Source organism: Asticcacaulis sp. AC466 (assembly GCF_000495815.1).
In the GTDB taxonomy this organism is placed as follows: Bacteria; Pseudomonadota; Alphaproteobacteria; order Caulobacterales; family Caulobacteraceae; genus Asticcacaulis.
The window spans coordinates 1-24,908 of sequence record NZ_AWGE01000008.1; the positions used below are offsets into that span (position 1 = coordinate 1).

A 24,908-nucleotide genomic window follows, 5' to 3' on the forward strand; every position below is an offset into this window, starting at 1 on the left:
ACAGCCTGTTACCCCGGCTTTTAGGAGCGGTCGAAAAGGACCGGAGACTCTCCCGGAAAGGCGTTGAGTTTTTGGGACTCAGGTACTGGGATCGCCTTGCGGTAGACGAGCTATTGGCGGATCTTGTACCAACGGCGGTGCGCTTCAAAAAAGGGAAGGCCAAGGCATGTGTTTCTGTGCACTTCAAATACAATCCGGCTAATCTAAATTGCATCTACATCTGGAATTTTGTGCGCAATATTTACGTCGAAGTGCCTTGCGTTAACGTCGAATATGCCAATGGCCTGAGCCTTTTCCAGCACAACTTCATCCGGGCTCGTGCAAGAGAAGAAGGGATGGAGTTCTCTACAAACCTTCAGAAAATCAAGGCTCGTCTACGTGTGAAGGAACTGTATGCTTCCCTTGTCCCAAAGGTCAGGGTGCAAAGACGAAGCAAACTTGAGCGATTAATGACTTCGCCGCGCGTTCAGGAACTGATCTCTATCGAGAGCTTGGGAGCGGACTTTCCTGACTTCGATCTGCTGCCACAAAAAACGCTCGCCAGTATTCGTACAGATAAGGGAGAGCCCCCAGAGATTTCCCCGCCTGGCGCTGCCAAAGCCAGAAGGACACGCGCGCAAACGCGTAAAGCTCTCGAGGCCGGTAGCCAGGCCCCTTCGACCGAAGAAATCACCTCAAAATACTTTAAATCCAGTTCATCTCAGGCCCCATGGAAAGGGTATGATAATGGCTAAAATCTTTTATATGCCTCTTACGGGGCAGTTGAGCGCTGACTTCAGCCCTAGCACAACTAAAAAAGTTGCGTCAGCTTTGTCAAAATTCTCTTCAGTTTTCATCAATTTACCACAGCAAACACAGGTTCATGCTCATTTGGATTGCCTGCGTCTTACTGGCAAAGCGAGTAAGGGAGAGCCGCAAAGGGCCCTGCGCTGTTTGGCGCCGCCAGCATCGGGCAAAAGCACCTTGGCGCAGACCTACGCCCGCTCCGTCAATACGGCTGTACCTGCGGGTGAAAACAGTACGCCTGTAGTGTACGTCTCTCTACAAAACAATGCGACCAGCAAGCGGTTTATGCAGTCGATATTGTTTGGCCGTAACGCCTCTGACGTCGGTACCGAAATGATGCTCAAGCGGCGCATCGTTGATGATTTTGCTAAAAACGGGGTGGAGCTGTTGATAATTGATGAGATCCATCATGCATCGACTAGGGATGATTCAACCCCGCTCACCAATGTCGTGAAATCATTTCTGAACGATGCGATCTGTCCCGTAGCATTTTTCGGAACGCCGGCCGCCGAAAACCTCTTTAGGGGGAATCGGGAGTTGGCGCAGCGAACCCAAATTGTATGTGACATCAAACCGCTTAAGTCTCATGCGGAAGATATGGAAACCTTGGCTGCATTCCTCGTTCAGATGGATCGTGAGCTCGTGAAACGTGATATTTTTCGACGATCATCGTCGTTCCTACACGATCACGCCGTTGAATGCCTTATGGAAGTTTCTGAAGGGGTTGTCGGGGCTGTAGCTCGCATATTGCAACATGCCCTCGAAATTGCCGTTTGGCGCCATGCTGACCACATCGAAATGTTCGATCTTGCACGGGCGGTAGACGAATGGGCGATTCCTCAGGGTTACGTCAACACTAACCCTTTTCTAAGGGGGAGAGCATGATGACATCGTCTGATCTTCCACAGCGTTTGCCCATATCCGTCGAGATCATTCCTGGAGAGACTCTGCACGGATACCTGCGACGTGTGGCGAACGCCAATCATATGCCCACAATGCGCTCCCTGTTTGTTTTACTTGGTATCAGTGTTGAATCCGAGCGTACAAGAGCAAGCCAGATGCTTGCCGATTTGCCCCGTATGACCGCTATATTGGGACAAGATGCCGAGACTATTCGTGAATTGATTCCTGTATTCAATGTCAAAAGTGGGCAGACGGCGGAATTCCACAGGCTTAAAATCAGAGATTTGTATATTAATCACAATGGAAGGCGGGTTTCGCCGTCAGGGCTACAAGTATCCTCCCACCACAGATTCGAGTGGGATTTATTACCGCTAGGATTTTGTGCCGAGACATGGGACTTGCTTATTGACCGATGCCCACAGGACGGTTGCGGAAATAGACTGACGTGGGCAGGACGTGGAGCTATCCACCTTTGCGGCCATTGCGGGTACGATCTACGATCAGCTTCCGTCGCCAAGGTTCAGCCCGAGCACCGCCAAAACCTGTCATTCCTAGCGGATATAATCTGCGGTGAGCCTCTTCGCCAACAACGCGCTCTACTGCGGCTGCATCCTCAGCTTCGTCATTTGAACAGGGGATCATTGTTTGAGCTCGTTTTGTTATTCGGTCGGGTAGAACTTACATTTTCTGGGAAATACGAGAGTTTAAGAGGGCGCCATAAACTGGGGTACCCGGAACGTCTCCTTTTGGGGAGTGAAATTTTGATCGGCTATCCCCAAACTATTTTAGATCGCATTGCGGCAGATAATATTTGGCTGATGCCAAAATATTTCACGGTCTTGAGGGAGATGGCCCTCTCAAATCTTACAGAAGAGGCCGCCAACTTTTTATCATTTATGATTCAGGAAATGCGGCCAAAATCGTCCAACAAAATTGAGGACTTGGCCGCCACGCGGCAGACCGAAGGCATGCTAACACTCAGGGAGGTTGCTCGCACATTGAAGATTCAGAATGCCGATGTACGCAGTCTTGTTAACAACAAGCTGTTGCCAGCAATCAATGTTCGATGCAGGCATCGTGCTTACCAATGGTATCGCCGTGGTGATGTCGAGAAGCTCTCAGAAGAGATGGAAGATCGTATCTGTTTGGCCGATATGAGCGCAGACACCAAGCTACCCATTCAGGCATTTGAACAGCTAGTCGATATTGGCGTTCTTAAGCGCCATCCATCAGTGGCACTCAGCAGCCTATATAAAGGCACATATGTCTATCCTTGGCACTGGCATGTGTTCCAGCGAAAATTCAACAAATCAGTCGGCATCACTGAAGAGGGGGATAGCGAGCGGATACCATTGGCCGAGGCTTTCAAATCTATTGGCGGGCGCCCTAAGCCGTGGGGCGGTTTGATTGTAAAGACACTTGCAGGGGCACTTCCTGGTGGTCTGAAAATGTTTTTGCCAGAAAACGGATGGAGCTCTGAAAACCTAAGTATTAGCAAGGAGTGTTATCATCTCTTGATGTATGGCCAGGTTGATTTCAATCTGATGGGCACGTTCAGTAGAGCGGCGTGTACGCGGCTTGAAGCAGAGGAATATTTGAATTGTTTTCCGCGTGATATATCAACGCTCTTGAATTTGGGGCTGCTGCGCTATGTTAAACATACCAGCGCAGCCTTGGACTTCGAATGCGTTCAGTCAGTTGGGAAGGTCTATATTTCTGCCTGTGAAATTGCAGCGCGTTTGGGAATAAAGGCCATGAATCTTGCGAAATGGGCTAGGGTACATGGTCTTGAGAAGCCTGATGAAAATAGTGTCATGTGGCGAAGGCAGGATGTAGAAATTTATCTGCCGACGCAGCAATCCACATGGTCACATTCAAGCCAAAACGAGAAGGCGCGTTACGGATAGAGAATATATGCTCGCCGTCACATCATGAATAATGCACATGTCGTAACGGCGAGCATCTCGCTACGTTCAAGGCACAATAAAAGCCTCCGTTAACAGGCCTTCCAAGACGGCTTGACCGGTTTGGTTGTGCAAATAATCTTTCGGTGCGACATCAAGAGCCGGGTGCCAGGTTACCAACCAAGTCCGGGTCCATTTCCAGGCATCAAAATTTGGCAATGGATTGACTACTTTGAGTTGCCTGGCAATTGTGCCAATCAAGCGAGCAAGCCCCAATGCCTGCTCTGTCTCACGCGCATCCAACATTTTGCCCTCCCTGGCTTTTTGAACGACATCGGATGGGCAAAGGTCAAGCGCATGCAGGAGCGTAAGGTCTACATCGGTCGGACTAAGTCGCTTAACCAGAGCGATCAGATCCGTTGCCGACATGCCGGAGCGGATCAATTTAACCCGATCCTTAAGTGGCAAATCGTTGACGGCTTCGACGTCGCATAAATTGAGGGCACGTAACTCCTTCGATAGCGGCGCCGACAGTACCTGGTCTCGCCAAACTATCTCCTGACCAACTGGAAGCCTGTTGAGCCATGCCCGATCTTCGTCGCTGAGGTTGTCATGACTTGCGATTGGCCACAGCAGGTCTTCCATCGATATGTGATGTGGCGTAGGGCGAAGTCGTCGTGTGGGATTGGTCTTCAGGATGTTTTTCATGCGCTTGTTCCATAGCTATACGCGCGGGGCAATCCCGCGTGCAGGTTATGGAGCTGATCAAGGTCGAACAAGCCGGGTAAAACTAATCCTCCGGCCGACGAAGGTCAATGTCCGTGGCGGCTATCAAGATTCCTACAATAGGAATCGAAAAATAGCAAAAAATCGCATTTTATGGCCGGGAAAATGACAATATTTACAAACGGTTGTGGGGCGAGCGACAAAAGTGGAAAGTCTAAGCGTCAAAATGGGGCGAACTGGACGAACTTAGCCGGTCCGCTCGAACAAGCGGACTTTGCAAATCCGAAATAGGTCAGTATGTTAGCAAGCGCGCCTTAACCGGCCCGCACAATTTTTGTGCGTTAGCATTAAGACACGCAGATTTTAGCGTTAAAGCACGCAGATTTACCCACTCAAAATTGATTTTGACAAATTTCGCTACCCAAGATGTATAATTTTGGGCGTCAATGCCGCTCTAAACGCGCAGAAAACGCGCAAATTTCATTTGCTAATCCCGTTCCCGGGGGAGCCATCAAAACGGCCAGCACCTGACGGGTTTTGGCCCAGAGCGGACATTGATACATAGGGATGATTTCAAAAAGCGGACATAGTTGAAGTTGGCTTAAATTAGTCGCACCACTCTTCCTGTTGGCAGAGCCACGAAAGTCGCTTTGCTCAGCGCCCTAGCCACCTCGTTTAGGGGCGTTTCAACTGGGGCCCCGCGATACAAGCAGAACACAAAGGCGCACCTTAACCATATATTTGAATGCGGCATGATATTTTCCCGGAATGAAGAAAGCTGTACTTTTCGTGGTGCTGACCTTTTGGACTTCGAGCGCCATAGCCCGTGAGACCAATCTCGACCTTGCGGGCCCGGCAACGATTTCCGGCTGGGTCGATCTGCGTTTGGGCCATGCAGACGGCGAAAAAAGCTGGCTAAAGGGCGGCTTTGGCAAGCTGCGCAAGGGCGGTCATTCGGCCAACGCGTATTTGGCTCAGGCGGCGTTATTGTGGACGCCCCGGCTCAGCGACAATATCACGGCCCATGTGCTGGCGCATTACGTACCGGACGCGGTCAATCCGCTTGGCGTGTCCGAAGCCTATTTTAAATGGAAGCCGGTGCCAACGTCGCCCACGCGCTACAGTATGCGCCTCGGCCGCATGTTTCCGCCCATTTCGCTTGAGCATGATGGTCCCGGCTGGACGACGACGCGCACCCTGACACCTTCGGCGATCAACAGCTGGGTGGGTGAAGAGCTTCTGCTAGATGGGCTTGAAGCCAATGTTCAAACCACCGTTGGCGATCATAAGCTTGGCGGAACGTTTGGCGTTTACGGCTCTGACGACACCGCCGGCACGATCTTGGCGTTCCGTGGCTGGGCATTGCATGACATTGCGTCCTCCGGCAATACGAAGCTACCTCTTCCAACGGGCAATGGCACGGGATACAGCGCTGTCTTCCTCGAGCAGGCGCCCTACAGCAAACCGTCGGTAGAGGTCGACGGCCGCATGGGCTATTACGGCCGTATTGACTGGCGCCCGCCTGTTCCGGTCGCTTTCAATGTGATCTATCTCTACAATCCGGGAACGCCGACGATTGTCAAGAATGGACAGTACGGCTGGACGACACGGGTCGTCGGTGGCGGGCTGCAGGCAAGAATTAGCCCGAAGGACGAGGTCCTAAGTCAGGTCATGTGGGGCACGACCAAGATGGGCGGAATCGTTGACGCCAACCGTCACGCCGTCGATATACATTTCGATTCGGCCTATGCCTTAGTGTCGCATAGCTTCGACGACGGTACCAAACTGACAGCGCGCGGGGAGTATTTCGAGGTCATCGACCATTCGTGGGTCGACTCTGACAATAATAACGAAAAGGGCTATAGCGGGACCCTTGCCTGGCGAAAGCCCGTTGGCCCGAATCTCGACCTGGCGGTTGAGGCTGTCCACATATGGAGTCTAAGACCGGCGCGCCGCACGCAGTTCGAGGCCGCCAATCAGACTCAAAGTCAGATACAGCTGGCGCTTAAATTCCACATTTAGAGCAAGGGCGCGCTCACGTCCCATAATTCGGGATGAGCGTCGATATAGGCGTCCATGGCGTCAGCCATGCGTTTGTGGTCGGCCAGGCTTCCATGATAGTCGCAGGCCGTGCCCTCGATCGTTTTTGCATCGATTGGGATGAACCCGGTTCGGACGATGCCTATCTGCGCCGCGGCCTTGCGCCAGGCTTCTTCTCGTGCTGCAACCCTCTCAACCTGTTTCGGATCGCTTAACTTAGTAATGTCGGCTGTCCAGACGACAAAAGCAGCTGACGGATATTTCCGGTGCAACGTGGTAGCAAAAGCCACATAAGCCTTCTCATAATCCGCCTCAAGCGCCTTCTGCGTCGCCCACTTTTCTCCAGGTTTGACCGGTGTCGCAAAATCGGCGTCCAGCTTGAGCATGACGATCTGCGGCTGCCACGTCTTGTCCTCATCGCGTACCGACCTGTCGAACAGTACGAAGGGATAGACCTTCGGCATGGTCAAGTCAGGCTCGGCGCCGTCATAATTCCGCACCACGCCGCGGCCCGACCAGGCATTGATCCGGTAATCGGCGTTGAAATGCTTCGCCGCCAGCACTGCATAGCCTTGTTGCGTATCGGTCCGCGCGCGGACCTCTTCGCTGGTGCAGGTGCGAGTGTCGGACCGGTCGCCATATCCAGTCATTGAGGAATCACCGATGAACTCGATCTGGCGAGGCCGAGCGGGCGCCGTAAGTGGCGTCTCGCCAGCCGGGATATAGAAGCCGTCGAAGGCCGCGGCATGGGCTATGCTTTCTGTCACCTTTTCCAGCCGGACGGCGTGTGGTCCGTCACCCAGACCATCGACCTTAAACCGCGCTTCGCCCGGCTGGTTGATCGTGACAGGACCGAGATTGTCGATCAGCAGGCGATATTCATTGTAGGGATCACTGAAAGCCAGATAAAATTTGGGGCCTTCGAAGCGGCTTTCAAAGTAGACGCCGGGCCATTGGTGCTCGTAAGCGGCGCCGCCGCCCGGCATGGGATGGACGACAACCCGTCCACCGACATGGACGTCCACAACCTGGAGGTCTGCGGGAACCGCCGGCACAGGCGTCACCGTTTGGGCAAACGCGGGCATGGCGATCGATATCAGCAGCCATCCCGCTAGCGAAACTCCGCGCATCATTACACCCCTCCGGACGGCAAACTGCGCAATCGTGTCGACGACATGCTTATCGTTCTCGATTGTTGGCATGTCTGAACTGGCACTTGTGTGGGAGACTATAAGGCACAAACTGCGGGTTGAATCTACTCTATAAAGTTTGGTCGCCCTTCAACACCAATTGTGATGAAAGAAAACGGGAAAGAGCGCCGCATCCGGCGCTCTTTGTTGGTTTGGACTAAGGCGCCCTGCGCAAGGTTTATGCGGCGGCAGGTCCGGGCTGGGCGGGCTTTTTGCCGCCTGCGTCCATCCACGAAAAGCATAAAGAGGCGACGACCAGCATGACCCACGGGATCAGACAGGTATAGAATGAAATAAAGACGGGCGAACCGGCATGTACGGCAGTCGCGATCAGGAGCGCTGGGCCGATCAGGGCGGCCAGGCAGCACCAGGCAAACGCTTTTGGGCGCCACCGGATCAGGCAGATTGCCGCGGCAATGTAGCTACTGGCGGTGAAGCCGCAATAAGCCAGCAGGACCGGATAGTCGCGAAGACGGGCCGCCGCCACATCGGGATGCCGCAGCAACAACTGGTCGTAAAATCGGTCAGGGGCATGGAAGAATAGGACAGAGACAAAAAACACAAAGCCTGAGATGAACAGCGTCCCGTAAAGCAGGGTGACGAGTCCAACGCCCAAGCGGCCAAAACCAGTGATCAGTTTCATGACGGTAATCCTTTCCGAACAGGCGGCCCACAGGCAGCCGAAAGCGAATATCAAGGCTTCCTGGCCATTGTCGATGATCTCGATTTCATGGCGCATGGCTTCGCCCCAGGCCTTGCGGTGCTCTGGCAACATGGCAGTGGCGATGTTGAGTATGTCGTGCGCGATCATGCCGGCTTCACTTGAATCTGACCGGTTTGACCGAGGGGCGCCGGTGAGCCGCGCGCCAGTTCGACGCCGTCACTCGTCAATCGGTAAGCGTGGCGCGGCGGACGCCCCGCCTGCTGTGCCGGCAGCCATTCGCTTTCGAGCAGGCCTTGATCGCCCAATCGCATCAGGATCGGGTAGAGGGTGCCGGACTTCAACCCGGTTTCCTTCGACAAGTCATAACCATAGCGCCAGGCCTGCGGCTGAGCGAGCAGGGCGGCGAGTACGGATCGGGTCTGAACGGATATATTGGGCGAACGTGCCATGACACAATAACTATATATGTAGAGTTTATTGTCAACCCCGTGTGGAATAGACTGAGCGTTGGTGTTGGGCGATTGCTATTTGAGTGATCTCAAGCCGAGGCAGTAAAAATATTCGATGTATTTGTCGTGCATTAACCGTCCCCGTTAATATCGCCGTTATTTAATCTTGCTACATGTTTCTAAAGTTTTTTTTGGCTATTGAGTCCATATGTATCCGTTCAAGCGTTTCAGCGATCAGCCAGAGCTGGCAAGACCCACCATCATGCCCGACCTTTTGGTCGTCACAGCTGTTAGTTTGATTGGCACTTTAGCGCTGCATAGATTCGACTGGTTCGAAGCCGTTTATGCGTTCACCCGTCCGTATGAGAGCCATGAAATCGATAATTTATTGATTATTGTGGCGTTTATCGCTGTGGGGGCGACGGTCATCTCCATACGCCGGTCCCGGGAGGTGCGCCGGGAGTACGAACAGCGTCTGAAGGCGGAAGGCCATATGGAAACGCTGGCCCTGACGGATGCTCTGACCGGACTGGCCAATCGTCGCCATCTTTACGGCGCTCTTAAGCGCAGGTTGGGGGCAGGTTCGACCGAAGGCTCGGGTTTCGCCGTCTGTATTTTTGACCTCGACAGATTCAAGCCCATTAATGACGTTCACGGCCATCTTGTCGGGGATAGGCTGTTGCAGCAGATTGCGCAGCGTGCCCAGGCACACCTTCGCTCTGGCGATCTGTTGGCCCGCCTCGGTGGGGATGAATTCGCCCTCATCATTAATAACAGCTCCGCCGACGAAGATATGTCCGGATTTGCCGAGCGTTTTATCTCAAGTCTGTCTGAACCGTTCCACGTCGATCAACTGGTTTGCCACGTCGGGGCGAGCATGGGGATTGCATTTGGCCAGGGTGGAGCGTCACAGACGCCAGATGGGCTTTTGCAAAAAGCCGATCTGGCGCTTTATCGCGCCAAGACGGAAGGTCGCGGAACGTTCCGGTTTTATCACGATGCCATGGATGCCAAGGTTCATGAGCGTACCCTGATCGAACTGGAGCTGCGGAATGCCGTAGAACGGGGCCAAATCCGACCCTATTTTCAGCCCTTGGTGTGCCTGCGGGATGGCCGCATCGAAGGCTATGAAATCCTGGCCCGCTGGATTCATCCCACCATGGGGCTTGTCTCACCTGACCGGTTTATCACAATTGCCGAGGAAGCGGGGTTGATCGGCGAGATTTCGCTGTCGCTTCTGGACCAGGCTTGCGAGCAGGCGCGCAGCTGGCCGAAGGGAACCTATCTCTCGCTCAATATTTCTCCGGTCCAGTTCCGTGATCCGCAGCTCAGCACGAAAATTTGCCACATCCTCGATAAGGCCGGTTTTTCGGCCGAGTGCCTGGAAATTGAAATTACCGAGAACGCCTTGGTGCACGATGTCGAGGTTGCACGTAATACGCTGATGGCGCTGAAGGCCAGAGGCATGACTTTGGCTCTGGACGATTTCGGCACGGGGTATTCCAGCCTGCAACACCTGCGTTCCCTGCCGTTTGACAAGCTCAAGATCGACCAGTCATTCGTCATGAACATGAGCGAGAGTGCGGAAAGTCGCAAGCTGGTTAAGGCCATCATCGCCATGAGCCACAGCCTGGGCCTGAAAACAACGGCGGAAGGCATTGAAACCCATGCGCATGCGCTGCGCTTGACGCAAATGGGCTGCGAGACCGGCCAGGGCTATCTGTTTGGCAGGCCGGCGCCTCAGGCTTGCCAAACCCTGGCCGAGGTCAGCGGGGCAGCCTGACGAGGGATGAAATCGGTCAATAACAACTATTGTGCTGGTGCGGGTGTTTAAAGCGACGAGGCGTATCAGATACCGAGCAGCTTACTTCATGGTCCGTTTAAGTCCTTCCTTTGCATCCGTATTGCCAGGGTTGAGGGTCAGGGCGTAGCGGTACATCTGCGCGGCCAGGCCAGTCTGGCCAGCCTTTTCAAGTATCTCCGCATAGCTTTCCGGCAGGTTGTCGCTGTCTGGATAAAGGCCGATGGCGGTGCGGAGGGTGTCGTTCGCCTGGGACAGATGGCCGTGTTCGGCGAATTCATAGCCGAGATTGTTCAGATCGTCTTCGCTGAGCGCGTAGCTGCGGTCGCCTTTCAGGCTGTAAAGCTGTCCGAAAGCGGCGTCGCTGCCATGATCCATCAGCGCGCGGCCGTAGATTTTCGCCAGAGACTTCTGGATTGGAAGCGGCGGCAGGTCATTGAGCAAACGCATGGCCGACAGGGCCTTCTTGTATAAGCCCTCGCTGTCGGTGTTGTCGAAGACAATGACCGTCTGATGACGGGTCAGATTGCGCATGAACATAGTAGCACAGCCCGGCATGCCGCCAGCGTGCCAGACGATCGTGCCCAGTGACTTGTCGCGGAAGATGAACCAGCCCAGGCCATCATCGGCATCACCCATGCCGCCGATGTTCTTCCAGACGAAATTAGGGCTGCCATCGGCCAGTCTCGCCGGAGCGTAGGCCGTGGCCAATGTCTTGGCGCTGAGCAGACGGCCATCGGATAGGGCCAGATCGAACTTCAACATATCGCCGGTGGTGCTAACCACACTGGCGTTGCCGTATGTCAGGTCCTGGTAATAGCTGCGCGCGCCGTCGAAACGTACGCGCTGGCTGGAATAGCGGAATGGGAAATCGTAATTTTGGGCAAATTGCGGTGTGTCGGCATGATTAAGCTGCGCCGTTTTGAGGTAGGTGTGCGCCATGCCGGCGGGTGTCAAAACGTGCGATATGAGGTAGGCATCGAAGCGCTGGCCGGTCCGTACCTCGACCAGATGCGCCAACAATTCGTAACACAGATTGCAATACCACCATTTCTCACCGGGTTTCAGCCTGTGGTTGATGTTAGCCGCTGCGATCGCAGGCACCAGATCGTCCATAGTCATTTGCCGGCCGGTCTTGGCCTGATAAGCCGCGAATGGCGCTTCGAAGTCGCCTTCCAGAAGACCGGAGGTGTGCGACAACAATTGCCGAATGGTGATGTCCTTATAGGGAAAAGCCGGAAAATAGCGGACGAGTGGGATATCGAGTCCGATCTTGCCCCGGTCAACGAGTTGCAGCACCGCTGTTGCGGTGAAGACCTTGCCAATCGAGGCCATTTCGAATTCAGTATCGGCTGTATTGCGCCGCTCCGCCTCGAAATCAGCAAATCCAAAGGACTTTTGATAGACGATTTTGCCGTTTTCGGCCGCCAGTACATTGCCGTTGAAGGCATCGCCTTGGGCCTGAGCTGCGAAGAAGGCGTCGATTTTCGCCGCCCTCTCATCAGCGATTGCGTTACCGACCCAAAAAACACCCAACACAGCCATAATCGGCAGTAACATTTTCATGGCCATCTTTCCTGAGAGGTGTAATAGTCCGATTAGGACCATAATAGTCCCAATCGTACTATAAGAGTCAAATGGAAAAATCTCTTACAGAATTGGAAGGCGCCGTCCTTTCGGAAATTCACCATCGCGGCAAGGCGACGGCGTTCGCCGTCCGCCGCGCATTTCAGGTCTCGCCATCGGTTGAATGGAGCGGAAGCGCTGGCGCCGTCTATCCAGCAATTAAGCGCCTGACTAGCAATGGCCTGATCCGGTCTGAGACGCAGAACACGGCACGCAAGACGAGCCATTTGTCTCTGACGCCGCTCGGTATTGCTTTGCTGGACGACTGGGTGGCGGATATAGGACGGGCCGTCGGCGTCGGCCTCGATCCGTTCCGCCTGAGATCCGGTCTGTGGGCGCACTTGCCAACCGAACGCCGTCAAACGGCGTTTCTGGCTTTGCGCGATGCTCTCGTCTCTCAGATCGCTGAGGCCGAAGCCTATCATGCCACTCTAGATGCCGTTGAGCAGCGCCGCACCGAATTGGCCATGATCCTTCAGCGCGCTCGGCTACAATGGGTCGAGCGCGAACTGTCGGCACAATAGAACTGTGGCGGTTTCCAACCGAATTGCGACGTTCGGTTTTGGGTCAGCGGTCAACCGTCATTGGCACGGCTCTTCGATCGGTTATGCTGAGGGCGTTCTTTCCCGAAGCCGGATGCCATACAGGGCCTGTACCGCAGCAACGAAGTCCCCTGAATTGTGCGTATCGAAAACGCCGTTGACCCGCACCCTGGCTGAGGTTGCGTTATCGACGACGAGTGGGGTGGTGCGGTAACGATTCATTTCGGCGACGGCGTCACTCAACGGGGTGTCGTGGAAATAGGCGCGCTGGTTCAGCCAGTTCTCAACGCGCAGGCTTTCCGCCGGAATCTGGGCCAGAACCTCACCCTGCTTGTCCAGGCGCAAGGCCTGCCCGGCAGACAGGCTGCGCACGCCCGCCTCTTCAACCGCGTGGTCGCCCCGTTTGCCGGTTCGGATGTGGCCTTCGAGCAGGTCGATATCGATCCGTTGGTCCGGGTGAAGCTGTACGGCGAAACGGGTGCCGGTCACGCGGATGCGTGCGGCGCCGGCCGTGACGTAAAACGGATCGCGGTCGGCACGATGGGCCACCTCGAAATAAGCCTCTCCGGACACCAGCCGGATTTCGCGTTTCCGGCCGTGGAAGCGTACCTCCAGATTGGAGCCGGTATTCAGTGTCACGCGGCTGCCATCATTCAGCGCTACCGTCAGTTGGCCGCCTACGGGGGTGCTGTACGTCAGCGGACGTTGCGTCCACAGCGCCGTTCCGATGGCCGCGCCGGTGAGGCCGGCCGCCAGCAGGCCGCCCATGGCCCAACGACGGGACATCTGCGGGGTGGCCGTGTCGGCGCGCACATCTTCGATGCCCAATAGGCCAATGGCGTCCCATATGTCGGCCATTTCATCGTCTTTAGGTGTGGTGCTTCCCGATGTCTCCAGATTTGCGACAAAGGTTTCGCTGTCGGCTGGGGGACGAGAGGGGAAGTTGATTAAATTTCGAACCATCCACATTCCTTTAGGCTATCGCGGCAGTGCGCCAAGGCTTGGCTAAGTTGCCGTTGAACGGTACGCATCGGGGTGCGGTTCTTGCGTGAAATTTCGCCGAGGCTTAAGCCTTCGATGCGGCTTTGTAATAGGACGCGGCGCTCGGGCGTGGGCAATTTTGCAATGGCCGCGCGCAGAAGGTCGGCATTTTGGCGCCAGCGCACTTCGTCAAACGGTGACGGCTGTTCTGCGGCCAGGTCGGCAGGGATTTCGTCGTGGTCGCCGGCATGGCGGGCACGACGGCGGCGATACAGATCATGGAGCACGCTGTCGGCGGTCTTGAAGACATAGGTCGCATTGAAGTCAGGGGGCGGTTCGCCCTGGGCCAGTCGCGACAGCCTCAAATAGATTTCCTGCAAAGTGTCCTCCACGTCTTCTCTTTTCAAGGCGCGCGCCAGGTAGCGGCGCAGGCGCCCGTCGAAGCGCGCCATCACGTGGTGAACTTCAGTGCCGCGTTTGAGCTCGCACGTGTCGTCGGTCGTCTCCGTGAGGGTCACGAACCTGTGCCTTTCTCAATGCGCCTGTTACTAGTGACGCAAGGCTGTGGCGATTACGCCGCGCCTTTTGTCAAATAATCAAAAAAAACGCTAATACGCCGGCAACGTCACAAAACTATGACATGGCGGCGATAGGCGTGCCTGACATGAGACAGCCAAACCGCTCACGGTGGCGCGCCGGAATAGCGGCGGTAATAGTCCTGCTGTTTCTGGCCGTTCCCGTCCATGGTCAGGCGCAGGCCTTGCATTTTGACGTGCCGCGCCAGCCCTTGGGCGATGCGCTCAATGCCATAGCGGAGCAAAGCCATACGCAGCTGCTGTTTTCACCGGACGCCGTCCGTGGCCGCGTCAGCGAGGGCGTTCGCGGCCAGTTGACGGCTGAGGCGGCGTTTAAGAAGGGACTGGCGCATAGCGGCCTATGTGTGCGACGCGTCAGTGCGCACACCTTTGTCATCTATGCCGAACCGACCGCCGCGCTTCCTATAGCCGATCGCGTAAAGCCAATAGCGGAAGGCAAGCCGGTAGAAGTCGTCGTTACCGCCCGTCGTCAACTCCTCTCGGTCGATGGCGGAGGGACGGTGATCCATTACGGGAAGGCCGGGGCACCCGTGGCCGAAATCGGCCGCGATGTCTTGCTGTCCAAACAGGGCGGCAATGCCTTGGACAGTTTGTCCCTGTTTAGTGGCGTCCATATTCTGAATACGGGAAGCTCGTTTATCGGCGGTGTGGATGGCGCTTCGCGCGGCGAAGGGATGTATGTTGCGGCGAGGGGGCTCAACGCCGAGTACAGCCTGAATCTTTCGGACGGTGTGCCGATAGCCCAGGGCATGCCCTATTCACGGGCCATGCAGATGGGGGTGCTGCCGCCTGAGGGTTTGCAGGCGGTTAGTCTTTATCGCGCCAATACGGCGGATATGGCGGGCGATGCCATTGGCGTCACATTGGATTGGCGCACGCCAAACCCGTTTGATTTTCCGGCCAATGGCTATACGCGCCTGCAAGTGCTTTCAACGACGGAAAGTCGTGCCCGGGATTACGGGCTGACAGGTCTGGGCGGCGGAGTCACGTTTGAACTGGCGCGGCGATGGGGACGCCAAAAAGATATTGCCGTCTATCTCAGCCTGTATAGCGATAGACGGTTGTTCGCCAATTCCGAAATCGGCGGGATTATGGCGGCGCAAAATGACCACGCCTGGGCGTTCGGACTGGCCACGTCGGCAACGGGCACTGAGCCCGCGCATGACGCCGATACCAATCTGGCGCTCACAGGGTTGAATTTTGGCGTTTCGGAAGGGACAACGCGGCGCACCGGGGGTGTTTTCAATATCGACTGGCGGCCTGTCGATGGCCTGGACGCCTATTTGCGGCTGAATATGATAAAGGCACATACGGAGCAAGCCTCGACCCTGGACCAAATTGTCCCAACGGCGGTGTCGTGGCGCAAAACCGATGCGGACACATACAGGCTGAGTGTGGACAGTGTTTCGACGCGGGTTTGGTACGAAACCAATCCGGAAACGATCAAACTGGCTAATGTAAAAACCGGGGTGGATCTAAAGACAGAGGCGTTCAGCCTGTCTGCCTACCTGTTCGCCAGCCATTCTGGTTTTGACCGCCCGGACCATTTGGAAACGTCGATCCGCGTCGACGAAAATGATGGCGTAAATGCCGGCAATGCCCCCCGCCCGTTGGGGGGAGACCTTATACGCTATAGTCAGTCTGGACGGCCGCTGCTCAATTTGACGCCCGACATGCTGGCGGATTTCGACCAGGCGGATACCCGGCTTTTGGCCCGGCGCGCCGGACAATTGACGGCTCAGACCTCAGAACAAACACGCGCGGGCGGCGGGTTTGACGCCCACTGGCGGCCGGCGGGGGGATTGATGCTGGATTGGGGGGCGCGCGTTACGGATAGCTGGCGAAGCATGACCTACCGTGACTGGCGCAACGACTATTTTAGCGCCCTGATGGGGCGTGCCGGTGTGACCTGGTCCGATCTGGGTCTGGTCAAGGGCACCTATTCGCAGGCGGTTCCGGGGCTTTATGACTGGCGGTTGCCGCGAGTAGACAATCAGCATTTGGAAGCCCTGTTCGATCACTACAAAACGGACGCCAGTTTTGATACCTGCGGCGCTTTATTCATAAATAACGACAATTGCGCCAACCAGTCGGGCAGCGAACAGAGTCTTGCCGCCTATGCCGCCTTGCACATACCCTTAGGGAAATGGACGCTTTCACCCGGGTGGCGGCAGGAGTTGACAACCATCCGCAACACCTACTGGTTTCTGCCTATGGACACCGGAAACGAGCAACCCGGTGAGTGGCAAAACAGCGAGACATCCTACAATGAAGGCTTGCCCAGCCTTTTTGCCACCTGGCGCGGGGACGACGGTATGGCCTTAAGTCTGGGCGTGTGGCGGGCCTATTCCCGTCCCTCTTTCCAGCAGCTCGCCGGCGGTGCCAAGGCGACGGCGACGGGCGGGGTTATAACCATTGAAAGTGGCAACCCCAAACTAAAGCCCGTTACGGCGACCAATGCCGATATATCCCTTGTCTGGCCTTTGGCACACAGCGGGCAGATACGGCTGGCCGCGTTTGGTAAGGGTCTAAAGGATTACCTTTATGACGCGGGTACAGGTTTTGTGAATGCCAGTTCATCAGACGCGGACGCCATTCGTTATGTCATTCCGCACAATGGCGGTCGCGGCAGCGTGGTCGGTCTTGAGCTTGAGGGGCAGGTCTTCCTATATCGTCACTTCAGTCTATCGACGGCCCTGACGCGTCAATGGACGGATGTCGATACCGGAAGCGCCGCGGTCGGTCGTCATAAGCCTCTGCAAAATGCCCCAGGGTTTATAGCCAATCTCGGCCTGGGCTATGCGGGTCAAACCCTGAGCGCAACGCTGAACTACCGGTTCAGTTCAGCCTATCTCGCCAGCTATGACGTCCTATATATCCAATCGTCCTGGGATGATCAGTGGGTGCGACCATCACAGCGTCTGGATGTGAACGGCAGTTGGTCGCTGACGCCGCACGCGCGGGTTCGGTTCGGCGTCGACAACCTGTTAAATGAGGTCTCCTACTGGACGCATGTCGGCAAGCACAGTCTGGCTGTCTCCGATATCGTCGATTCCGGCCAGACCTACCGCCTGTCCTTCGATTACAGCTTTTAGACGCTTCATCGCCCTTTCAGGGGAAGCCCCGCGTCGGTGATCAGTTTTTCCGTCGCTGTGTCCCCGCCGGTTTGCGAGGCCTGCCACAGGCGCATAGGCCCAATCTGAGCCAGGGCAGGCAGACGCAGACGCCAGTTATAGTCGGCGGTGCCGGCTACGAGCCCAAAGCGATGTGCCACCTGGGCCAATGCGGCATCGCTGGACTGTGCGGCGGGCTCCGAAACGATCCAGTTCTGGTCGCTCAGGGTGTGAACGAAACATTCCGGCGGCCAGGGCGCCTGCGTATAGAGCGCGGTCTGCGCGTCTTTTTGGGCGATGATCGCGGCGGCTTCCAGCCAGGCGGCTACCTTCTTTTGGTCGCCATCCAAAGGGGCGGCGTGGGCACAGGCCATGGTCTGGATGAGCTTCGGGGGCAGGCCGCGGCTTATAGCCTCCGCCAGGGCCAGCACATGGTGTGCGCCAGTGCCCGCTACCTGAATTTCCGTTTGTTCCGAGCCGTCTTCGCGCCATTGAAAGACCAGGGCCTTGCCCCAATCGTGCCAGATGACCGCTGAGGTCAGCAGATCTTGGTCCAGTATAAGGCCGGACTCGTCGTGCCAGGCCTGAACGAGGTCATGACTCTGGCGCAGGTTAAACGCCTCATGAAGCGCCAGGCCGCCGGGCCAATCATGATGGCTGCCCATATTGCCGCCAGGCGCGGACAGAAAAGGCTGCGGGCGCGTGGGGCAGGCGCCGTCATTGGCCAGAAGTGGTGGAAAGACGCCGTCCGCCAGCCTCAGGCGATCGGCTGGGTCGCGCGGGGCGGATAACCATCCGGCGGAGACCAGATGGTCAATTATGCGCGTTTTATCGCGAGGGGTTAAACCGGCGCGGTGGTGAATGCAGGCCGTGTCATCAAGGGCCGCCAACGCCGCCTGACGCAGCGCCGGATCGCGGATGGCCTGAGCCGACTGGGTCAGTGTTTTGAGCGCGATGCTGGCTTCGGCGGACGCTTTGGCGACCTGCAACGCCTGTTCATTTCCCGCCTGCGCCAAGGCCGAGGTGGCCAGGGTCAGGAACAGGCAAGCAAACGCCGCTAGAGCTTTCACGGCTTGGTCGCCGCTGGTTTTTCGGCCTTCAGGCTGAGGGCGTAGGCCATGACCTGATAGATGTAGCTGGACTCAACCGTCCCAGAGAGCAGATGCGCCTGTGGGCCCGTGGCATAGACAGGCACATCCTCGCCGGCATGTTTGGCGCTGCCCGTCAGGATCAGGGCCTGCTGATGGTAGTCGGGTGATTCCGCCACCTCTTCGGTGAGCGGTGTCTTGTCGTCGCGCTTGGCGCCGGGACCAGAGGCGTAGCTGAGGATGGTATAGGGCTGGCCATTGTCATCCAGGATCGGCTTGCCGTCGATTTGCGCCAATCCCATTATGGAGGCATTGCGCGATGCGTAGCCGGACATGACCAGGCCGTGGCTGTGATCCGCCGTGACAATAATCAGGGTGTCCGCCGGGTCGGTCTTGTCGAGGGCGACCTGAACGGCTTTTGACAGTTCGTCGACATCGGTGAGGGCGCGGTAGCCGTTATTGACGTGATGCCATTTGTCGATCGAGGCCGATTCGACCATCAGGAAAAAGCCGTTCGGATTTTGCGACAAGACGTCGATGGCGCTGGCGGTCATCTGGTCCAGGTCCGGGATATTGCTGTGTTCCGGATCAACGGGTGATGGCAAATCGCCCTCCGAAAACAGGCCCAGCAAATGGTCCGTCTTTTTCGGGTCAAGACTTTTCAGGGCGGACAGCGAGTCGGCGAAAATGGCATGCGGGCTTTGCGACAGCCATTCGCGGGTCAGGTCGCGACCGTCGGCGCGGACGCCTTTGCGTGGACCGAGATCCGGTAGGAATTTCTCTATATCGCCACCCATGGCGACATCCATGCGAATGGCGGCCGGGGCTTCGACCAGTTGCCGCGCCAGATCGACACAGCCGTTTTCGATGGCTTCGGCGCTCATATCGCTGTCGGCGCGCCACTGACGTGATGGGGTGTGGCCATAAGCGCCGGCGGGGGTGGCATCGGTTACGCCCGCTGTTGTCACGATCCCGGCAGAGCGGCCGCTGAGCTTGGCGGTTTCGGCCAGGCTTTCGATTCGGGCCTTGAGTGCGCCGCGGCAGCGATTGGTGGTGATGCTACCGTCGACGCCGATGGCGGCATTGCGGGTTTTCACACCGGTCATGATCGCTGAAATCCCGTTGGCCGAGTCGGTGACGAGGTTGTCGATCGAATAGGTTTTGGAAAAACCGCCATAGGGAAAGGTTTCAAATGACAGGCGATAGCTGGCGCCATCCAGCCCGCGTTTTTGGCCCGCCAGGATGCGCCCGGCGGTGACGGAATTGATACCCATGCCATCGCCGATAAACAGGATGACGTTCTTGGCTGGCCGGACGTTGGGTGCGCGTTTCAGGGCCTCTTGCAGCGCCTTATCGCCCTGATAGTAATCGATATTCTGGCTGCGGTCGCGTACGGCGGGCAGGGTATCCTGGGCGGCGACGGGAAGGGCAATGGCCCACATCAGGGCAATCAGGCTGGAAAAACGTCCGATAGGCATACGGTATGTCCTTAAGTCAAAGTTGGGTATAAGCGCCGGGCCTAATCCTCAAGGCGCATCCGATCGTTCATCAGGGATGTAAACCTTTTTAGCGGGCAAAGGGCCTGGCCGTTGACCGTGCAGGTCTTCATCCTGAGGGTTTGGACAACGGGCGGATGCTGCAAATCCAAAGGCGTCAGAGTGCGCAATTGGTCGAGCGTTTGCGCCTGATATATGACACGCACATAACGCTTGCCCGTCTTTTGCGACTTCAGAACCTCAAAGCCGATCGCGCCACCGACGGGCATATCCTGATAGCCATAGCTGTCGATATGGAAATCCACCCCGACGAGCGCGGCCAAGGCGGCGATGTTGTTGTCATGTCCCACCAGAAGTGTCACGGGTGGCGCATTGTCGGCCGTAAGCGTATCCAGGATGCGGCGGCCCATCGGGCCGGCGATACGCGGCGCCATGTAAGGTGAACGCACATAGACGTCGAACAGCAGGCCGTGCAGGCGCGAAATTTCGCTTAGACGTGCCGGGCTGGCGCGGCCCCACCCCACCTGATCCAGCGGCAGGCCTTCGATATATTGCAATATAAACACCTCGGCCGTGCCTGACGTCGTGGCAATCGGGCCGGTCAGGTCTATGCCGCGCCCATCGGCGCCGATTTTGACGTCGCCGGGAACGGAGGCCAGGTCGCAGGCCGGGTGGGTGTGGCGGCAATCCAGTATGTTTTCGAGTGTGCGAACCGCCTGACGGTGACGCGCCATCAGTTTGTCCGCGCTGCCAAACGCGGTCTTGAAAGACGACAGGGCGGCTGCCGGATCGTACGGAACGGCCTGTGCCTCGATAGGTTCGAACAAGGGGTCGTGTGCGTCGGCGGCCAAGTGTCCAACCGGCACGGCGCAGCCGGGCGCCAGACCCTCTGCCAAGGCCGTGGCCGATGTAATGGTTCGTTCTTCCTTATTGGCCCAGATATCTACCTGTGCTGTGGTCGCGCAACCGCTTGGCGGCAAAAGCCCTTCTTTTGTCAGCCATAGACGATCATAAACCCCCAACAGCCGCATCCCCGCCTTGCCGTGCGGCGTCATTCGGCTTTCCGGCGTTGACCAGACCGGCCAGGCCTCATGCGCCAGGCTTTCCTCGGCTTCGCCTTGGAGCGGTGCGCGCACGCCGTGTCGATACAGCATGACGACGCGTTCCAGCTTCATATGTGCGGCCGCCGGTCTGGCGGAGGCGGGGCCAGTAGCACAAAGGGCCATGAGCCAGACAAGAGACAATTTAGAGGCCAGGCGCATGGGATACTCGATCTAAGGGCAGGGGTGAAAAAATAGATATCCCGCCGCTCGGGCTTGAGAGGCCGAGCGGCGGGACAGGGTAAGCCTCAGTACTGATACTTCAGCGTAACCAGGGTGGTCTGGCCCGTATCAACGATATCGTTGATGGTGTAGGCCTTCTTGCCGACATGCGACCAGTAGCTGTAATCCTTCAGCAGGTTGGCTACGGACAGGTCGAGTTTCAGATGCGGGTTGATGGTGTAACCGGCATGCAGATCCACGCGGCGGGCTGGCTTGATCCACAGATCTTGGCCGGCGATCAGGGCGTAATCGGTTATATAAGCGCCCTTGTAGTTCCAGTTCAGGTCCAGGCTCAGGCCGTGTTTCTCATAGAAGATCGAGGCGTTGGCCAGCCATTCAGGGGCGTTCTGGATCGGCTTGAACTGTCCCGAGCCCATGTCTGCACCGAGGTCCACCCGCGTCCACTGGCGCGTGGCGTTCATGCCCAAGCCGAAGCCGGACATCCAGCCGGGCAGCATGGAGAATTTCTGACGCAGTTGTGCCTGAAGGCCCGTTACGTGACCATTGCCGCCGTTTTGCGGTTGGGTGGTGATAACCTTGCCCTCGGTAAGGGTGGCCGTATTGAGGTAGTTTGAGCCATTGTCGTAGATATAGTGCGACAGGGACTTGTAATAAGCGCCGATCATGGCGTGACCGCCGGCGCTGTTGGTCCATTCGGCGGACAGGTCGTAATTGACCGCATCGATGGCCTTAAGCTTCGGATTGCCCATGCTTATGGTCGTCGTACCGTCGGCCGAGATCGAGGTGTTCGATCCGCCACCCAGCTGCGTAAAGGGCGGACGGGTGTAGGAGGTCCATACCGAGGCGCGATAGACTGCGTTTGAGGCTGGACGATAGTTCACGAACAGGCTCGGCAAGAACTTGTTATAGCTGACATGATTGGTCTCGAAATGGCCGTCCTGTTCTACGCCGGCTTGTCTCGGCGTAACCCAGTAGGTGTTGTCGATCTGGGTGTGTTCGTAACGGGCGCCCGGAATGACTTCCAGGTTGTTGAAGAGGTAATTGGCGGTCAGATAGGCGGCGCTGACGTCTTCGGTGCCCTTCTGCGTATTACAATTCAGATTGTTGATCGTATTGTTGGAGCAGGTGTCGAGGCTAGAGTCGGTTTTGAACTGGTAGAAGTACTGGAACAGCTTGGCCTGATCGACCTTAGGGGCGCGGATATTGTAAACGCCCGGGAAGACGCTGTTATAATAGTCCGTGGCAAGGCCCAAAGAGGACCAGGTTTCGCCGCCATGTCCGAGAGAGTTGGCGAAATGGTCGTTCGTCCAGTCGATGTTGGAGATCGCGCGACGGCTTTCGGTGAACTTTAGGCCGGTCTTGATATATTGCAGCGCGCCGCCATCCGCATCATAGCGGGCGTCAAAGCGGAAGCCATCCTTGTCCTGCTTGGACAGGCCCTGGGTTAGCTGGCCCGAACGACGGGCGAGCAGGGCGGTTTCCGAATTGTTCAGATCGTTATAGATCTGGGTCGTATACAGCGGAATGGGGAAGCCATTGTTGTCATAGCCGATGGACAGGCCGCCCAGCGGGCGGTTCGAACCATGGTTGAAATGGTCGCTTTGGTTGATGCGGGCAGAGGCTTCGATATGGTCAGGACGGTCGTTCTGGCCATGGCTGTAGAAGGCGCTGGACGACAGGGTCCATTGGTCAAGGCGCTTTTCGCCGCCGACGGTGAAGGTCGACAAGATCGCCTTTTCCGGATTGGTTTCATACCAGACGCGCGTCGAGATCTGGTCGACACTCAGGCCGTAGCGGTCCGTGGTGCCCATTTGGGGATGGCTCTTGGAGGCGCTGACATATTGCACCAGGGTGGAGTTTTGCTCGGTATCGGCACGAGCATACGAAGCGCGTGCGTAGAGATCGGTGGTGTCATCCAGCTTCCAGTCGAACGACATATTGCCGCCCCAACGTTTGGTCGAGCCGGTCGATACGCCGATATTCAGGCCGGTCTGGGCCAGGTTGGCGGCCTTGTTGATGCCTGGATAGGAATTTCCTTTTGCGTCGGTAACCAGATAGTCCCAGCCGCCGTCATTGGTGGCTGCCATTACGCCGGCGGATTCCGAGTTGGCATAGCTGCGCTCATCGTAGAAGGCGCTGACATAGATACCCAACTGGTCGTGATCGCCGAACTTGTGAGAGAATTCACCCGCAATGCCGCCGCCGGTGCCGTTGTCACCGTAGTCACGGGCCCGGCTTTCGAGGCGGCCTGAGACGGTCAGGCTGGCGGAGGTTTTTGGGCTGAAGTTAAAGGCCGTCGGTGTACGGAAATCCACCGTGCCGCCAATCGCATCGCCGTCCATGTCCGCGGTCGAGGTCAGATTGACGACGATGGTTTGCAGGCCGGACGGCGGCAACAGGCTAAGTTGGACGCCGCGCGAATAGGGCATGCCCTGGGCGACCGGCACGCCATTGATCAGGTTGAGGTTATATTCGCTGTTCATGCCGCGCAGAGACACGAACATGCCTTCGCCGCGTGAGGCACCGTCGATGCCACCGAAGAAGGAGTGGCCCGTGTTCATGACGTTCACGCCAGGCAGAGTGCCCAGGGCTTCGGCGACATTGTGAACGGCCGTATGGTCCAGATCGTCCTTCGACAAGGCCGTGATCGTGTTCGTCGCCTTCATTTGCGCGCTGATGGCTTTGTCACGCGTGGCGAATACAGTGACGATGGTCGTGCCGTCGTCCGCGGCTTTGGTGTCGGATGCTTGGGTTTGTGCCTGAGCGACGCTATAGCTGCCGAAGGCCATGGCTGACGCCAGCAGCGCCAGTTTGAATGTGTACTTTTTCATCTTTGTCCTCGTGTGGGTAGATGGCGGCTAAAGACCGCTCCCCAGGACAAGTGACGCAGGCGATTTCACATCGCGCAGATTTTAACAAAAAATTCACACGGCGGGCTATTTCGGTGCGGCGCTGACGCGTTCGCCCTTCCGGATGACAAGGGTGGTGTCGGGCGGGACGGGCGTCCAGGTTTCATTGCGCGTCAGGGGCGTGGAGGCCAGGATGATCACCCGGTCGTCGGGCGTGGTTTCCTTGGCAAAGTCGACCTCCATATCCTCGTCGATCAGGCTTGCCTGACCGAAAGGGGCTTTGCGTTCAACATAGCACAGCTTGGTTGAGCAACTGGCGTAGAGGGAGCGGCCGTCGCTCAGCAGGGCATTGAATACGCCGAGTTCGCGTAGATCGGCAAACAGGTCGGACACGGTCCGTGCCAGTTTGCTGTCGGACGGACGGCGCGGATATAGCGCTCTGAGCTCATCAAGAAGCCAGCAAAATGCGTGTTCGCTGTCGGTGGTGCCGATGGGCAGATAGTGGCCAAGCTTGCGTTTTTTTATACCCTTCAACTGGCCGTTATGGGCGAAGCTCCAGGCGTTGCCCCATAGTTCCCGCGTGAAGGGGTGCGTGTTTTCAAGCGATGTCTTGCCGCGGTTCGCCTTGCGGACATGGGCGATGACCATAAGACTCTTGATCGGGTAGGCGCGGATAAAACGGGCCAATTCCGATTGGGCGCTTGGGTTGGGATCGTGGATCGTGCGGCAGCCCTTGTGCTCGTAAAAGCTGATGCCCCAGCCGTCGGTGTGCACGCCGGTCGCGCCGCCGCGCTGCGCCAGCGCGCTGAAGCTGAAACGGACATCGGTCGGCACATTGGCGCTCATGGCCAAAAGCTCGCACATAAAAACC

At 57.0% G+C, this 24,908-nt stretch carries 18 protein-coding genes and 1 pseudogene; 7 read left to right on the top strand and 12 right to left on the bottom strand.

Annotated elements, in window-relative coordinates; genetic code table 11:
• From AEAC466_RS0122335 to AEAC466_RS32170, 3 genes and pseudogenes are all read left to right on the top strand, one after another.
• Positions 1 to 734, top strand: a pseudogene (locus AEAC466_RS0122335) (Mu transposase C-terminal domain-containing protein); the annotation flags it as partial.
• Positions 727 to 1,671 carry a TniB family NTP-binding protein gene (locus tag AEAC466_RS32165; protein ID WP_023457930.1) on the top strand — a complete coding sequence of 315 codons (945 nt, stop codon included), beginning with the start codon at positions 727 to 729 and terminating at the stop codon, positions 1,669 to 1,671. The pseudogene AEAC466_RS0122335 and the gene AEAC466_RS32165, both read left to right, overlap by 8 nt.
• Positions 1,668 to 3,596, top strand: coding sequence for a TniQ family protein (locus AEAC466_RS32170; RefSeq protein ID WP_023457931.1), 1,929 nt, complete (start codon positions 1,668 to 1,670; stop codon positions 3,594 to 3,596). Before AEAC466_RS32165 ends, AEAC466_RS32170 begins: the two co-directional genes overlap by 4 nt.
• Before the next feature lie 66 nt (positions 3,597 to 3,662).
• Here the strand turns inward: AEAC466_RS32170 and AEAC466_RS32175 are convergent, their stop codons facing one another.
• Positions 3,663 to 4,301: a hypothetical protein gene (locus tag AEAC466_RS32175; RefSeq protein WP_155913589.1), complete on the bottom strand. Its 639-nt coding sequence runs from the start codon at positions 4,299 to 4,301 to the stop codon at positions 3,663 to 3,665.
• Positions 4,302 to 5,087: 786 nt separating this feature from the next.
• On the opposite strand from AEAC466_RS32175, the gene AEAC466_RS32180 reads away from it, so the two are divergent.
• On the top strand, positions 5,088 to 6,341 hold the full coding sequence (locus AEAC466_RS32180; protein ID WP_023457933.1) for a hypothetical protein: 1,254 nt from the start codon (positions 5,088 to 5,090) through the stop codon (positions 6,339 to 6,341).
• Here AEAC466_RS32180 and AEAC466_RS32185 read toward each other — a convergent pair.
• The 3 genes from AEAC466_RS32185 to AEAC466_RS32195 form a co-directional block, all read right to left on the bottom strand.
• On the bottom strand, positions 6,338 to 7,492 hold the full coding sequence (locus tag AEAC466_RS32185; RefSeq protein ID WP_023457934.1) for a hypothetical protein: 1,155 nt from the start codon (positions 7,490 to 7,492) through the stop codon (positions 6,338 to 6,340). The two genes, AEAC466_RS32180 and AEAC466_RS32185, sit on opposite strands and share 4 nt — an antisense overlap.
• A gap of 235 nt (positions 7,493 to 7,727) precedes the next feature.
• Positions 7,728 to 8,360, bottom strand: coding sequence for a hypothetical protein (locus AEAC466_RS32190; RefSeq protein WP_023457935.1), 633 nt, complete (start codon positions 8,358 to 8,360; stop codon positions 7,728 to 7,730).
• The gene (locus AEAC466_RS32195) at positions 8,357 to 8,662 is read right to left on the bottom strand and encodes a PadR family transcriptional regulator (RefSeq protein ID WP_023457936.1); all 306 of its coding nucleotides are present in this window, start codon (positions 8,660 to 8,662) and stop codon (positions 8,357 to 8,359) included. Before AEAC466_RS32195 ends, AEAC466_RS32190 begins: the two co-directional genes overlap by 4 nt.
• Before the next feature lie 262 nt (positions 8,663 to 8,924).
• On the opposite strand from AEAC466_RS32195, the gene AEAC466_RS32200 reads away from it, so the two are divergent.
• Positions 8,925 to 10,445 carry a putative bifunctional diguanylate cyclase/phosphodiesterase gene (locus tag AEAC466_RS32200; RefSeq protein WP_162148939.1) on the top strand — a complete coding sequence of 507 codons (1,521 nt, stop codon included), beginning with the start codon at positions 8,925 to 8,927 and terminating at the stop codon, positions 10,443 to 10,445.
• An 81-nt stretch (positions 10,446 to 10,526) separates the two neighbouring features.
• On the opposite strand, the gene AEAC466_RS32205 is transcribed toward AEAC466_RS32200, so the two are convergent.
• Entirely contained in the window at positions 10,527 to 12,029 is a 1,503-nt protein-coding gene (locus AEAC466_RS32205; protein WP_162148940.1) for a serine hydrolase, read from the bottom strand.
• A gap of 71 nt (positions 12,030 to 12,100) precedes the next feature.
• Here AEAC466_RS32205 and AEAC466_RS32210 point away from each other — a divergent pair, with 71 nt between their 5' ends.
• Complete coding sequence (locus AEAC466_RS32210; protein ID WP_023457939.1) at positions 12,101 to 12,613, top strand: PadR family transcriptional regulator; 513 nt, start codon at positions 12,101 to 12,103, stop codon at positions 12,611 to 12,613.
• Positions 12,614 to 12,694: 81 nt separating this feature from the next.
• Here AEAC466_RS32210 and AEAC466_RS32215 read toward each other — a convergent pair whose 3' ends face one another.
• Positions 12,695 to 13,489: a FecR family protein gene (locus AEAC466_RS32215; RefSeq protein WP_023457940.1), complete on the bottom strand. Its 795-nt coding sequence runs from the start codon at positions 13,487 to 13,489 to the stop codon at positions 12,695 to 12,697.
• An 89-nt stretch (positions 13,490 to 13,578) separates the two neighbouring features.
• Positions 13,579 to 14,130: an RNA polymerase sigma factor gene (locus AEAC466_RS32220; RefSeq protein ID WP_023457941.1), complete on the bottom strand. Its 552-nt coding sequence runs from the start codon at positions 14,128 to 14,130 to the stop codon at positions 13,579 to 13,581.
• A 146-nt stretch (positions 14,131 to 14,276) separates the two neighbouring features.
• Here AEAC466_RS32220 and AEAC466_RS32225 point away from each other — a divergent pair, with 146 nt between their 5' ends.
• The gene (locus tag AEAC466_RS32225) at positions 14,277 to 17,303 is read left to right on the top strand and encodes a TonB-dependent receptor (RefSeq protein ID WP_162148941.1); all 3,027 of its coding nucleotides are present in this window, start codon (positions 14,277 to 14,279) and stop codon (positions 17,301 to 17,303) included.
• Positions 17,304 to 17,308: 5 nt separating this feature from the next.
• Here AEAC466_RS32225 and AEAC466_RS43735 read toward each other — a convergent pair whose 3' ends face one another.
• The 5 genes from AEAC466_RS43735 to AEAC466_RS32245 form a co-directional block, all read right to left on the bottom strand.
• On the bottom strand, positions 17,309 to 18,391 hold the full coding sequence (locus AEAC466_RS43735) for a hypothetical protein (protein WP_023457943.1): 1,083 nt from the start codon (positions 18,389 to 18,391) through the stop codon (positions 17,309 to 17,311).
• On the bottom strand, positions 18,388 to 19,887 hold the full coding sequence (locus tag AEAC466_RS32230) for an alkaline phosphatase (protein ID WP_023457944.1): 1,500 nt from the start codon (positions 19,885 to 19,887) through the stop codon (positions 18,388 to 18,390). The genes AEAC466_RS43735 and AEAC466_RS32230 overlap by 4 nt, the downstream gene beginning before the upstream one ends.
• Before the next feature lie 41 nt (positions 19,888 to 19,928).
• Positions 19,929 to 21,167: a histidine-type phosphatase gene (locus tag AEAC466_RS32235; protein ID WP_031238612.1), complete on the bottom strand. Its 1,239-nt coding sequence runs from the start codon at positions 21,165 to 21,167 to the stop codon at positions 19,929 to 19,931.
• 86 nt (positions 21,168 to 21,253) lie between these two features.
• The gene (locus AEAC466_RS32240) at positions 21,254 to 24,019 is read right to left on the bottom strand and encodes a TonB-dependent receptor (RefSeq protein WP_023457946.1); all 2,766 of its coding nucleotides are present in this window, start codon (positions 24,017 to 24,019) and stop codon (positions 21,254 to 21,256) included.
• A gap of 105 nt (positions 24,020 to 24,124) precedes the next feature.
• A complete protein-coding gene (locus tag AEAC466_RS32245; RefSeq protein ID WP_023457947.1) occupies positions 24,125 to 24,901 on the bottom strand; it encodes a class II glutamine amidotransferase in 777 nt (258 codons plus the stop codon).
• Between the last annotated feature and the right edge of the window lie 7 nt (positions 24,902 to 24,908).